General features: G+C 67.1%; 12 protein-coding genes and 1 pseudogene. 7 read left to right on the forward strand and 6 right to left on the reverse strand.

All coding sequences use genetic code 11. The annotated features are described in order from the left end of the window. Positions 1-2: 2 nt before the first annotated feature. Together G6N67_RS22025 and G6N67_RS22030 are read right to left on the reverse strand one after the other, a co-directional pair. Positions 3-527: an OsmC family protein gene (locus G6N67_RS22025; protein WP_308289833.1), complete on the reverse strand. Its 525-nt coding sequence runs from the start codon at positions 525-527 to the stop codon at positions 3-5. Next, positions 516-1394, reverse strand: a pseudogene (locus tag G6N67_RS22030) (sigma-70 family RNA polymerase sigma factor); the annotation flags it as partial. The pseudogene G6N67_RS22030 and the gene G6N67_RS22025, both read right to left, overlap by 12 nt. Before the next feature lie 78 nt (positions 1395-1472). Here G6N67_RS22030 and G6N67_RS22035 point away from each other — a divergent pair. Further along, positions 1473-1835: a DoxX family protein gene (locus G6N67_RS22035; protein WP_036428909.1), complete on the forward strand. Its 363-nt coding sequence runs from the start codon at positions 1473-1475 to the stop codon at positions 1833-1835. A gap of 6 nt (positions 1836-1841) precedes the next feature. Here G6N67_RS22035 and G6N67_RS22040 read toward each other — a convergent pair whose 3' ends face one another. Next, the gene (locus tag G6N67_RS22040) at positions 1842-2132 is read right to left on the reverse strand and encodes a WhiB family transcriptional regulator (RefSeq protein ID WP_036428908.1); all 291 of its coding nucleotides are present in this window, start codon (positions 2130-2132) and stop codon (positions 1842-1844) included. A 432-nt stretch (positions 2133-2564) separates the two neighbouring features. Between G6N67_RS22040 and G6N67_RS22045 the strand changes: the two genes are divergently transcribed. The 3 genes from G6N67_RS22045 (at position 2565) to G6N67_RS22055 (ending at position 5205) form a co-directional block, all read left to right on the forward strand. Beyond that, complete coding sequence (locus tag G6N67_RS22045; protein WP_036428906.1) at positions 2565-3362, forward strand: hypothetical protein; 798 nt, start codon at positions 2565-2567, stop codon at positions 3360-3362. 99 nt (positions 3363-3461) lie between these two features. After that, positions 3462-4040: a sigma-70 family RNA polymerase sigma factor gene (locus G6N67_RS22050; protein WP_036428905.1), complete on the forward strand. Its 579-nt coding sequence runs from the start codon at positions 3462-3464 to the stop codon at positions 4038-4040. Beyond that, positions 4033-5205: an anti-sigma-D factor RsdA gene (locus G6N67_RS22055; RefSeq protein ID WP_036428904.1), complete on the forward strand. Its 1173-nt coding sequence runs from the start codon at positions 4033-4035 to the stop codon at positions 5203-5205. The genes G6N67_RS22050 and G6N67_RS22055 overlap by 8 nt, the downstream gene beginning before the upstream one ends. Here G6N67_RS22055 and G6N67_RS22060 read toward each other — a convergent pair. Next, positions 5196-5600, reverse strand: coding sequence for a DUF5319 domain-containing protein (locus G6N67_RS22060; protein WP_036434345.1), 405 nt, complete (start codon positions 5598-5600; stop codon positions 5196-5198). The two genes, G6N67_RS22055 and G6N67_RS22060, sit on opposite strands and share 10 nt — an antisense overlap. Positions 5601-5794: 194 nt before the next feature. Here G6N67_RS22060 and guaB point away from each other — a divergent pair, with 194 nt between their 5' ends. Both guaB and G6N67_RS22070 read left to right on the forward strand, forming a co-directional pair. Beyond that, entirely contained in the window at positions 5795-7336 is a 1542-nt protein-coding gene (gene guaB, locus G6N67_RS22065) for an IMP dehydrogenase (protein WP_036428902.1), read from the forward strand. 10 nt (positions 7337-7346) lie between these two features. Then, positions 7347-8483 (forward strand): GuaB3 family IMP dehydrogenase-related protein, encoded by a 1137-nt coding sequence (locus G6N67_RS22070; RefSeq protein ID WP_036428901.1) that lies wholly within the window; start codon positions 7347-7349, stop codon positions 8481-8483. Between the two features lie 67 nt (positions 8484-8550). On the opposite strand, the gene G6N67_RS22075 is transcribed toward G6N67_RS22070, so the two are convergent. Continuing rightward, on the reverse strand, positions 8551-9438 hold the full coding sequence (locus tag G6N67_RS22075; protein WP_036434343.1) for a type IV toxin-antitoxin system AbiEi family antitoxin: 888 nt from the start codon (positions 9436-9438) through the stop codon (positions 8551-8553). A 220-nt stretch (positions 9439-9658) separates the two neighbouring features. On the opposite strand from G6N67_RS22075, the gene G6N67_RS22080 reads away from it, so the two are divergent. Continuing rightward, on the forward strand, positions 9659-11395 hold the full coding sequence (locus G6N67_RS22080) for a GMC oxidoreductase (protein WP_036428899.1): 1737 nt from the start codon (positions 9659-9661) through the stop codon (positions 11393-11395). Here G6N67_RS22080 and G6N67_RS22085 read toward each other — a convergent pair. Further along, on the reverse strand, positions 11392-11934 hold the full coding sequence (locus G6N67_RS22085; RefSeq protein ID WP_036428897.1) for a hypothetical protein: 543 nt from the start codon (positions 11932-11934) through the stop codon (positions 11392-11394). The two genes, G6N67_RS22080 and G6N67_RS22085, sit on opposite strands and share 4 nt — an antisense overlap. Between the last annotated feature and the right edge of the window lie 8 nt (positions 11935-11942).

Consider the following 11942-nt stretch of genomic DNA (forward strand, 5'->3'; position numbering starts at 1 on the left):
ACTCACACCGCCGACGTGGTGATGTGGACCTCCGAGGTCAGCGTCTGGTGGACGGGGCAGCGTTCGGCGATGTCCATCAACCGTTGCCGTTGGTCGGGGTCGAGGTCGCCGACCAGCTCGATCTCGCGGTCGATCTGATCGATCATGCCTTTCGTGGTCTCGCAGGCCTCGCAATCCTTGGCGTGAATGCGTGAGTGCCGCAACGTTACTCGCACCTGTTCGAGCGGCCAGCCTTTGCGCTTGGCATACATCCGCACCGTCATCGACGTGCATGCCCCGAGTCCGGCGAGGACCAGGTCATAGGGATTCGGGCCCTCGTCACCGCCGACCGGGATTGGCTCGTCGGCGATGAACCGGTGGCGTCCCGCGGTGATCTCCTGGGTATAGGTGCCCGATCCGGTCTCCGTCACCGTGACCGCTGTTGTCATCCAAGCCTCCCTTTGCCGCCGAGCAGACGCGAAATTACCCGAGAACGCGCGATTAGGGGTACTTTCGCGCCTGCTCGCGAGGGACCGCTGATAGGCCATCCCGGCCAACGTCACGTCTACCGACCTCAACCGGTCCGGCTCGCCGATGATGTCGATCACGTGGATCCGCCCGTCCCGGATGGTCAGGCGCAGTAGGACTTTCAATCGGCCGGCCGGGGCGATGACAATCCCTGCGCCGCCGTCGAGCACCGCGACCTCGCCGCCGCGGGCCACTCCGGCGAAAAGCCGGGATTCCTCGACGAACTCGCGTGCGCCCCGCAGCTCGGTGGAGATGTGCGCGGGAACGAGTACCCGGTCGACACGCCGTACCACGTCGGGGTGGAGGATTTTCAGCAGCGCTTCGAGATCGCCCTCTTGCGAGGCGGCCAGGAAGACTCGTGCTATCTGGAGATGCTCGGCTGTGGGACGAGGCGACACCGAGGGATCGCCGTGGACGCGTTCGCGGGCGCGGCTTGCGAGCTTCTTGGCTGCGTCCGGCGTGCGGTCGAGCAGCGCCGCGATGTCGTCGAAGGGCACGCCGAAGGCGTCGTGCAGGACGAACGCGACGCGCTGGGCGGGGGACAGTCGGTCGAGCACGACCAGCAGCGCCCGCCCCACCGACTCGGCCATGGCCACCTCGTCTTCGGCGGCCGGGGCGGCAGGTGCGGTTCCGATGTGATCGGCTCCGAGCACCTCGGCACGGCGCTTCTGCTCGCGCAACCGGTCGAGGCATTCGTGTGCCGTGACGGTGGTGAACCAGCCCGTGGGATTGTCCACGTCGGAGACACCGTGCCTGCTGACCTTGAGCCACGCGGCCTGAACAGCGTCGTCGGCGTCATGAACCGAGCCCAGCAGGCGGTAGGCGACCGCGCGCAGGTGGCGGCGATCCTGCTCGAAGCGCACCGCCAACGCCTGTTCGTCGGTCATCGGGGTCACCTTTCGTGCGCGGCAAGCGTCAGTTAGGTGAACCACTATCCGACAACCGCCCACAGGGAGACGACAGCAATGACCCTACAACTCGACATCGTCGCGGCCGTGATCGTCGTGGTCACCGCCGCCGCCAACGCGGCGATGGCTCTGGCCGACCTCATCGGTGCTCGGTTCGTACTGGCCAACTCCGCGGAGGTCGGCGTGCCACGGACCTGGGTTCCCACGCTGGGGCTGCTCAAGGCGGCGGGAGCCGCCGGACTACTGGTGGGCATGTTTGCTGTCCCACCGATCGGTTTCGCTGCCGCGGTCGGATTGACCGCGTTCTTCATCGGCGCGGTCGCCACCCACCTCAGGGCGCGGGTGTTCTACAACATCGCTTTCCCAACCGCGTTCCTCGTGCTCGCGGTGCTGTCGTTGGGAGCGTTTGCTGCGGGATGAGCCCCGCTATGCGCTGCGCCGGATGCCGCGCTTGAGCAGCAGCTCGCGTTCGGACTCGCTGAGGCCACCCCAGATGCCATAGGGCTCGCCGACGGCGAGGGCGTGGGACCGGCACTGGGTGATCACGGGGCAGCTGCGGCACATCTCCTTGGCGCGCATCTCGCGGTGTGCTCGGGCGCGGCCACGTTCCCCGTCGGGATGAAAGAACATCGACGAATCGACACCACGGCAAAGTCCCTGCATCTGCCAATCCCAGATATCCGCGTTGGGCCCTGGTAGCTGCTGCGGCTGAGGCATGTGAAAACCCCTCTCTGCGCGCCCAATTCACCAAATGGGCGGGCGTGAGTTGGTGGATCCGAACTGAGCACGTGTCGCCGATGACCTCTCGTGCACACAAACTAGGGGTGCTCAATAATTCCCGTCAATAGCCTGAACGTGTGCTCAATGACATACGCCCAGGTCGAGAATTTACATCACGTTCATCGTGGTGGTGCGCTCGTCGCGACAACCGTGTTAGACGTCGATCCCTTGTAGCAGGGTTTGTGCTGTTCATACTGGTCGGCGCCACGCGTCAATTTTCTAGCAGCCGGTAGGTAGTTGACATCGCATTAACATTCGAGCCATCAATTGTTAACTAATGCTCATAGCGCAATATTTGATACCCGGTTCTCGCGGTATCAGGTTCCCGCGGACCTACCATTTCGGGTGGATTGATACCGTCGCAAATCGATGAGCACAACCCTTGACACGGCAACCGTGCTGGCGAATGCCGCGTTCGGCGACCAACCCGGTTGCTGGCCGTTGCCTGCCGCGACCAGTGCGCGCGAGAGATGGCTCCGTGCGGTGGCTGCGGGAGGGCAGGGACGCTACGGGTGTGCGCTCGCCGAACTCGCCGAGATCCGACGTGCCGGGGCCGCAGATCCCGTGACGTCGCTCGCGTACAGCACGCAGGCGTCGTTCCACCGCCAACTCGGTGGGCACAACGTGGCGCGCGGCTTCGACGGCCTCGCGTGGGCGCACAGCGGAGGTACCGGTGAGGCCGCGGCCGACGCGCTCATCGGGCTCGCCGCCGACGCCCTCGGTGTCGGCAGGTTCGCGTTGTCGGGCCGCCTGCTGGAGCGGGCGCGCGAGCACGCCGGTGCCGCGGGCGGACGGCTGCCGGTGCGGCTGGCATGGGTGAGCGCCGAACTCGCGATGGCCCGCGGCGAGGGCTCGATCGCGGTCGGTCACGCCGAACAAGGCGTTGTCGCGGCCGCAGGGTTCGGCTCGACGCGCCACGCGGTGAAATCGGATGTGGTGCTCGCTGCCGCGCTGTGCTGCGCGGGGCAGTTGGACCGTGCCCGCGCGGTGGCCGACGCGGCACTGCTGGTCGCCGAGCGCTGCGGAATCATCCCGCTGCGCTGGGCGTTGGCCTGTCTGCTGGCCGACATCGGCAGCACGACGCTCTCGACGGAAGAGGTCGTCGCCATCCGCGACGCCAGCGCCGATACAGTGCGACGCAGAGGCGGGGTGTGGTCCGGTCTTTGATGTAGCGCGGGCGGGGCCTCAGTCTGTTGATCGTTATTGTTTAGCTGAGCCAATCGCCGCGAGTGTCGGTACAACGTAACGCTGGAGAGATCGCCCACGATGACAAGTTCGGGAGACCGTCTCGACATTGTCGTTGCTGAGGCAGTGAACGGTGATCGAAACGCCCTCCAGGAAGTGCTGGAGATCATTCGGCCGATTGTCGTTCGCTATGTCCGGGCGAGGATCGGGGCAACCGAGCGCAGTGGTCTTTCAGCTGATGACGTTGCGCAGGAGGTGTGCTTGGCCGCCATAACGGCGCTGCCGCGCTACAAAGATCAGGGACGCCCGTTCCTGGCCTTTGTCTATGGCATCGCTGCGCACAAGGTTGCTGACGCGCATCGCGCGGCGGCCCGCAACCGGGCTGACCCGACCGACGTGGTGCCTGAACGCTTCTCGCTGGATGCCGGACCCGAGCAGTCCGCACTGGATTCGGAGTCGTCGGCGCGGATGGCCCAGCTGTTGTCGGTTCTGCCGGAGAAGCAGCGCGAGATCCTGATCCTGCGCGTCGTCGTCGGCATGAGCGCCGAAGAGACCGCCGAGGCGGTCGGCAGCACCGCGGGTGCGGTACGCGTGGCCCAGCACCGTGCGCTGGCGCGGCTGAAGACGGAGATCATGGCGACGGGACGCGACCATGCCTGACTTCGGCCGCTGGACGTCCAACGGGGGCGATCCGTCACTCAACGAGATCAACCGCACCGATCGGTTCATCGAGGCGCTGTCGCTGGAGCGTCCGGTCTATTCGACCGACCCCGGCGAGGCCGAACTGGCCTACCTGCTGGCCGGCTGGCGCGACGATGCGCGCCGCGGCTCGATGGCCGGTATCGCCACGCCGCGCGACGCGGTCGCGGCGCTGAACCGCGGCACTGCGCGCGGGCGTCCGCGGCTGCCGCTGGCCCTCGTCGGTTCGGTCGCGGCAGCCGTGCTGTGCCTCGGCGGGTTCGGTGCGGCGGTGTACGGATCGAGCCCGGGTGATGCGCTGTACGGCGTGCGGGGCATGTTCTTCGGCGAGCAGCAGGTCAAACGCGACGTGCAGGTCGAGCTGGCCTCGACCGAGCTGGCGCAGGTTCAGCAGCTGATCGACCAGGGGCAGTGGCAGGCCGCGCAGGAAAAGCTGCAGACCATCACCACGACCGTCGCGACCGTCGGCGATGCCCAGCAGAAGCAGGATCTCGTCAACCAGTGGCAGCAGTTGTCGGTCAAGGTCGAGAACCGCGATCCCAATGCCACGGTGCCGCCCGACGCGCCGCCGGTGGTGCTGCCCGAGGTGACCGCGACGTCGGTGCCGACACCGCCGTCGGAGACGCCGGGTTCGTCGACGAGCGTGACCGAGACGTCGTCGCCGTCGTCGTCGACCCCGCCGTCGGAGACCACATCGGGATCGTCGGAAACCTCATCGTCCGCGCCGACCAGCTCGTCGTCGGAACCGACGTCGCCTTCGACGGCGACGTCGGCGCCGTCGAACACGTCGGCGCCCCCAACCTCGACGCCACCGTCGGCCACTTCGACCAATCCGCCTGCGGAGCTGCCCGCGACGGGCACGTCCGCACCTGCGACGCAGCCGAGCTCACCGGTCCATACGACGACGACCATCCTGCCGACGGTGCCGACGGCGGCTCCCAGCAGCGCGCCGCCGGTCGTCACCGTTCCGACGGTCGCCGAACCGCAACCTGAGGCGGGTGGGGGAGAGGCGCCTGCGGCACGTGAGCCCGCGGGCGGGGGACGTCAACAACAGCAGCAGGCGCCTCAGGCACCGGTCATCGAGCTGCCGTTGCTGCCCGGACTGACCGGCGGGGGTCAGCGGTAGCCGTCGGGCTCCGAGGTCGCTTCGTTGAGTGACGCGTCGGCGTAGCCGCGGCAGTAGTCCCAGGTCACGTAGGCGTCGGGCTCAGGGTCGTAGGCAGGCTCGTGCGGCCGGACGGTCCCGTCGACAAGCAGCTGCAGCAGGTTGGCACGCAGCATGTCCCAGTCGTGATAGTGGTCCTGCTGGCACTCGTCACAGCACACGACGAGACCACGAATTCCCTTGTGCGCCAACAACGCCTCATACACCGCCAGATCGGCGAGGTCCGCTTCAACGGCCGTCCGCTCCTGCGGGTCCAGGGGCTGACCCGGCTCGATGGCGTCCAGCGCCGCGGACGGGTCACACGGATCGTCTGCGAATGGGTCGGGTGGCAAACCAGGTGGGAGGTGGTCACGCACGGGTTCCACACTACGCAGCACCACAGGTGTCGCGCCAGCCGTTACCCTGCCCGCTGGTCGGTCCCGGGCCTGTGCAAGGCCGTCTCGACCGCGCCGTTCACCGGCAACGTCGCAGCCGACACCGGAGCCGATAGGATTAGGGGACAACTTTGTGCTGGCGCGCCTGACTGCGTCTGTTACGGGAGGCCCCGCTCATGTCGATCGCTGAAAGCAGCGTTCCCATCGCCGTACCGGTGTCCACCGGTGGCGACGACCCCACCAAGATTGCCATGCTCGGCCTCACATTCGACGATGTGCTGTTGCTGCCGGCAGCTTCGGATGTGGTGCCGGCCACGGCTGACACGTCCAGTCAGCTCACGCGCAAGATCCGGTTGAAGGTGCCGCTGGTCAGCTCGGCGATGGACACCGTCACCGAGTCGCGGATGGCCATCGCCATGGCGCGCGCGGGCGGCATGGGTGTGCTGCACCGTAATCTCCCTGTCGGCGAACAGGCCGGTCAGGTCGAGACCGTCAAGCGCTCCGAGGCCGGCATGGTCACCGATCCGGTGACCTGCTCGCCCGACAACACGCTCGCCGAGGTCGATGCGATGTGCGCGCGGTTCCGCATCTCCGGGCTGCCGGTCGTCGACGACACCGGCGCGCTTGTCGGCATAATCACCAACCGCGACATGCGCTTCGAGGTCGACCAGAACAAGCCGGTCTCCGAGGTGATGACCAAGGCGCCGCTGATCACCGCGCAGGAGGGCGTTTCGGCCGAAGCCGCGCTGGGGCTGCTGCGCAGGCACAAGATCGAGAAGCTGCCCATCGTCGACGGACACGGCAAGCTCACCGGGCTCATCACGGTCAAGGATTTCGTCAAGACCGAGCAGTTCCCGCTGGCCACCAAGGACAGTGACGGGCGGCTGCTGGTCGGTGCCGCGGTCGGCGTCGGTGAAGACGCCTGGACCCGGTCGATGACGCTCGTCGACGCCGGTGTCGACGTACTGATCGTGGATACCGCGCACGCACACAACCGCGGCGTGCTGGACATGGTGCACCGGCTCAAGACCGTGGTCGGCGACCGTGTCGAGGTGGTCGGCGGCAACGTCGCGACCCGGGCTGCCGCGGCCGCGCTCGTGGAGGCCGGCGCCGACGCGGTCAAGGTCGGTGTCGGTCCGGGCTCGATCTGCACCACGCGCGTGGTCGCCGGGGTCGGTGCCCCGCAGATCACCGCGATCCTGGAGGCCGTCGCGGCCTGCAAGCCGTATGGGGTTCCGGTGATCGCCGACGGCGGCCTGCAGTACTCGGGCGATATCGCCAAGGCACTGGCGGCCGGGGCGTCGACCGCGATGCTTGGCTCGCTGCTGGCAGGCACCGCCGAATCGCCGGGCGATCTGGTGTTCGTCAACGGCAAGCAGTTCAAGAGCTACCGCGGCATGGGTTCGCTGGGCGCCATGCAGACGCGCGGCCCGCAGAAGAGCTACTCCAAGGACCGCTATTTCCAGGACGACGTGCTCTCCGAGGACAAGTTGGTGCCCGAGGGCATCGAGGGCCGGGTGCCCTACCGTGGGCCGCTCTCGACCGTGGTGCACCAGCTGACCGGCGGGTTGCGCGCGGCCATGGGCTATACCGGCTCGGCCACCATCGAGCAGTTGCAGCAGGCGCAGTTCGTGCAGATCACGGCGGCCGGGCTGAAGGAAAGCCATCCGCACGACATCACGATGACTGTCGAAGCGCCCAACTACTACGCCCGATAGGTCCGAACGCATGCGTGACATGGTTGAAATCGGCATGGGCCGAACTGCCCGCCGCACCTACGAACTCGGCGACATCAACATCGTGCCGTCGCGGCGGACCCGCTCCAGCAAGGACGTGTCGACGGCGTGGCAGATGGATGCCTACCGGTTCGAGATCCCCGTGGTGGCGCACCCCACCGACGCGTTGGTGTCGGTCGAGTTCGCCATCGAGATGGGCCGCCTCGGCGGTCTCGGTGTGCTCAACGGCGAGGGCCTGATCGGCAGGCATGCCGATGTCGAGGACAAGATCGCTCAGGTCGTGGAGGCTGCCGACAAGGAGCCGGAGCCGTCGGCCGCGATCCGGCTACTGCAGCAGCTGCACTCGGCACCGCTCGACCTCGACCTGCTCGGGGCGGCGGTCAGCCGCATCCGGGAAGCCGGCGTGACGACCGCGGTGCGGGTGAGCCCGCAGAACGCGCAGGCGCTCACGCCGACGCTGGTAGCGGCGGGCATCGACCTGCTCATCATCCAGGGCACCATCATCTCGGCCGAACGGGTCGCGCAGGACGGTGAGCCGCTCAACCTCAAGACCTTCATCTCCGAGCTGGACGTGCCGGTGGTCGCGGGCGGGGTGCTCGACCACCGCACCGCGCTGCACCTGATGCGGACCGGCGCGGCCGGCGTCATCGTTGGCTACGGCTCCACGACCGGGGTGACCACGAGCGACGAGGTGCTGGGCATCAGCGTGCCGATGGCGACCGCGATCGCGGACGCCGCGGCCGCGCGCCGCGAGTACCTCGACGAGACCGGTGGCCGCTACGTGCACGTGCTCGCCGACGGGGACATCCACAGTTCCGGCGACCTGGCGAAGGCCATCGCGTGCGGAGCCGACGCGGTCGTGCTCGGCACGCCGCTGTCGGTCGCGGCCGAAGCGCAGGGCGGCGGCTGGTTCTGGCCCGCGGCCGCGGCGCACCCGTCGCTGCCGCGCGGCGCGCTGCTGCAGGTGGCGCTCGGTGAACGCCCGTCGCTCGGGCAGGTGCTCAACGGCCCGTCCGACGATCCGTTCGGCTCGCTGAACCTGGTGGGCGGGTTGCGCCGGTCGATGGCCAAGGCCGGCTACTGCGATCTCAAGGAGTTCCAAAAGGTCGGCCTCACGGTCGGATCCTGACGCCGAGCAGACAGAGAATCGCACTGCTGCTGCCTGATTTGTGCGAGTCTGCGTCTGCTCAGCATCGTCAACCGACCAGTCGCGCGGCTGTGAGGTGGTAGGCGATGCGATCGGCCAGTCTGCTGGGATATCGGCGAACGTCTTGCGCGACAATCGGAATGACGGTCCACGCCCGTTCCTGTATGCCTGCGAATCGAGTCTTGTCCTCGATCATTTTCAGTGGCCCGGAATGCCAGTCAAGTCCTTCGTATTCCGCTGCGACTCTCGCGTCGGGCCAAGCGAAGTCGACACGCCAGGTCTGGCCGTAAAGGCCCTGAATCTCGTATTGGAGTTCCGGCAACGGCACGCCGTGGTCGATCATGACCAGCCGCGCTTCGCTCTCCATCGGTGATTCGGCTCGGCCATCCGCGTATTCGAGCAATTCGCGGACAGCGACGATGCCTCGGCGACCCCTGTGGTGGCGCACCGCGTCGTCCAAGTCGGCCCGAGTGCACTGTGCTGAATGAAGTGCGCCGTCAAGGGCAGCGAGTGCGCGGGGGCGTGGCAGTTGCCGTGCAATCTCGACCGCAGTCCAGGCAGGAGCGGTTGCGAGTCGTCCCGCTATCCGCCGCAGTGGTGCACCGACCCGTTGGTGAACCATCAGTCCGACGTTGGAGCGTATACGTACACCCGGATCGAGCATGTGTATCGCCGTCGTGTTCTCAAAGTCGAAACCGTAGAGCGCGGCTGCGGTACCCATGCATACGACTGCCTCGCGGCCCACGAACAAGTCGAGTGCAGCCAGTCGTCCCATCAAGTCTGGCTCTGCCGCGGCGTACACGCCGTGCCACACACGGGTGAGCACTCCACAGCGCACCTGTCCGTCGAGTTGTTGACGCGTCATCACGGTCAGGAGTTGTCGGGTGGTGGCGAAGCCGCCGAGTTGCGCCAGGAGCGTATGCGCGGATGCAGTCACGATCGAATAGTGCGTCGGCGTGGGCTGTGCCGGCTCCACCAGTTGCGTTGCCTGGGGATGAATTCAGGACTGTGGATAACCTCGCCGTGACCAGCAGACGCAAACTTGCACGGAAACGCAATGAACGGTGCGATTCTGTGTCTGCTCACCGAAGGGGTTTCTTTACAAGTTAGGCATTCCTGTCTAGAAAGTTACCTACCGGTAGGTCCATACTTGTCGGATGCAGCCTGACTACGACGTCTTGGTTATCGGTTCTGGATTCGGTGGCAGCGTGAGCGCGCTGCGGCTCACGGAAAAGGGCTACCGAGTAGGTGTGCTGGAGGCCGGGCGGCGGTTCAGCGATGCCGACTTCGCCAAGACCTCGTGGGATCTCCGCAAGTTCCTGTGGGCGCCTCAGCTCGGCATGTTCGGTATCCAGCGCATCCACCTGTTGCGCAATGTGATGATCCTGGCGGGTGCCGGTGTCGGCGGGGGATCGCTGAACTACGCCAACACGCTCTACGTGCCGCCGGACCCGTTCTTCAACGACCCGCAATGGAAGGGCATCACCGACTGGCGGGCCGAGTTGATGCCGCACTACGACCAGGCCAAGCGGATGCTCGGCGTGGTCACCAATCCGACGTTCACCGACGCCGACCGCATCGTGAAAGAGGTGGCCGACGACATGGGTGTGGGTGACACCTTCGTCGCCACGCCGGTCGGGGTGTTCTTCGGGCTCGACGGCGAGAAGACGCCTGGCAAGACCGTGCCCGATCCGTTCTTCGGCGGGGCGGGCCCGGCCCGGACCGGCTGCCTGGAATGCGGCGAATGCATGACGGGCTGCCGCCACGGCGCCAAGAACACGCTCGTCAAGAACTACCTGGGGCTCGCGGAATCGGCCGGTGCGCAGGTGCATCCGATGACCACGGCGACGGGTTTCGAGCAGCGCCCCGACGGCCTGTGGGAGGTCACCACGGTGCGTACGGGCAGCAAGCTGCGCCGCAAGCGCAAGACGTTCACCGCGACACATCTGATCCTGGCGGCAGGCACGTACAACACGCAGAAGCTGCTGTTCAAGATGCGGGATGCGGGCAAGCTGCCACGGCTGTCGTCGCGCCTCGGCGTGCTCACCCGGACCAACTCCGAGTCGATCGTCGGCGCCCAAACCCTCACGGTGTCACCGGATCTGGACCTCACCCACGGCGTGGCCATCACGTCGTCGGTGCATCCGACCGCCGATACCCACGTCGAGCCGGTGCGCTACGGCAAGGGCTCCAACGCGATGGGCATGTTGCAGACGCTGATGACCGACGGCACCGGCCCGGGCGGCACCGACGTGCCGCGCTGGCGCCAGTTCCTCGACCAGGGCCGGGAGCGGCCGGGTCTGCTGATCCGGCTGCTGAACCCCTCGCGGTGGAGTGAGCGGACCGTGATCGCCCTGGTGATGCAGCATCTGGACAACTCGATCACCACCTTCACCAAACGCGGACCGGGCGGCAGGCGCGTACTGACGTCCAAACAGGGCCACGGAGAACCGAACCCGACGTGGATCCCGGTGGGCAACGAGTTCACCAGGCGGATGGCCGAGAAGATCGACGGCATCGCGGGCGGTACCTGGGGCGAGTTGTTCAACATCCCGCTGACCGCCCACTTCCTCGGTGGCGCGGCGATCGGGGACAGTGCGCAGAGCGGTGTCATCGACCCCTATCAGCGCGTGTACAACTATCCGACGCTCTACGTCATGGACGGGGCCGCAATCTCGGCAAATCTGGGTGTGAACCCGTCGCTTTCGATCACCGCTCAGGCCGAACGGGCCGCGTCGCTGTGGCCCAACAAGGGCCAGGACGACGTGCGCCCGGCCCAGGGGGAGCCGTACCAGCGGCTGTCACCGGTGGCGCCGGAGCGCCCCGTGGTGCCCGCCGAGGCGCCGGGTGCGCTGCGCCGGCTGCCGATCGAGCCGGTGACCTCGAGCGGCTAGTTGAAGTAGGGGTTGCGTCCCTCGCCCGTGTTGAGCAGCAACGGATTGTTCGGGTCGAGCACGTAGCTGCTCGCGGGGCTGAGGACGAACCCGGCCCCGTCGTAGGAGTTGCTGCACATCGTCACGGTGCCGTCGGTCCCGCACGTCACGTTGCGGAAGCTGATGCGGGATCCGGGCAGCAGCCGGTTGGGCAGCCCCTCGAAGTTGAACAGCGGCCGGTTGTCGCTGAGGAACGTGGGCACGCCCTGTTGGTTGCCGGTGACCGCATTGGCGCCGTCAGGTGCTGCGGGCAACGGACCGGAGCAGCCGTACTTGCCCGTCCCGCGGCTGATCGCGCACGCGATGTCGCCCGGCACCGCGAATGCGTAGTACTCGCCGTTCTGCATCGCGAAGTCCGAGGGCTTGACCGACGTCAGCGCGTTGAGATTGAGCGGCGGCGGGGGTGGCGGTGGTGGCGGGTCCGCGGCAGCCACCCCGGGACCGCAGAGGCCGGCGCCGAACGCCGTGCTCACCAGGGCCAACAGCATTCTCGTGCGCATCAGGTCAC

The organism is Mycolicibacterium mageritense, assembly GCF_010727475.1.
In the GTDB taxonomy this organism is placed as follows: domain Bacteria; phylum Actinomycetota; class Actinomycetes; order Mycobacteriales; family Mycobacteriaceae; genus Mycobacterium; species Mycobacterium mageritense.

Coding starts and splice junctions, on each gene's coding strand:
- G6N67_RS22035 (WP_036428909.1), top strand. CDS start 1,473: ATGACCCTACAACTCGACATCGTCGCGGCCGTGATCGTCGTGGTCACC.
- G6N67_RS22085 (WP_036428897.1), bottom strand. CDS start 11,934: ATGCGCACGAGAATGCTGTTGGCCCTGGTGAGCACGGCGTTCGGCGCC.
- G6N67_RS22070 (WP_036428901.1), top strand. CDS start 7,347: ATGCGTGACATGGTTGAAATCGGCATGGGCCGAACTGCCCGCCGCACC.
- G6N67_RS22050 (WP_036428905.1), top strand. CDS start 3,462: ATGACAAGTTCGGGAGACCGTCTCGACATTGTCGTTGCTGAGGCAGTG.
- G6N67_RS22045 (WP_036428906.1), top strand. CDS start 2,565: ATGAGCACAACCCTTGACACGGCAACCGTGCTGGCGAATGCCGCGTTC.
- G6N67_RS22055 (WP_036428904.1), top strand. CDS start 4,033: ATGCCTGACTTCGGCCGCTGGACGTCCAACGGGGGCGATCCGTCACTC.
- G6N67_RS22025 (WP_308289833.1), bottom strand. CDS start 527: ATGGCCTATCAGCGGTCCCTCGCGAGCAGGCGCGAAAGTACCCCTAAT.
- guaB (WP_036428902.1), top strand. CDS start 5,795: ATGTCGATCGCTGAAAGCAGCGTTCCCATCGCCGTACCGGTGTCCACC.
- G6N67_RS22080 (WP_036428899.1), top strand. CDS start 9,659: ATGCAGCCTGACTACGACGTCTTGGTTATCGGTTCTGGATTCGGTGGC.
- G6N67_RS22040 (WP_036428908.1), bottom strand. CDS start 2,132: ATGCCTCAGCCGCAGCAGCTACCAGGGCCCAACGCGGATATCTGGGAT.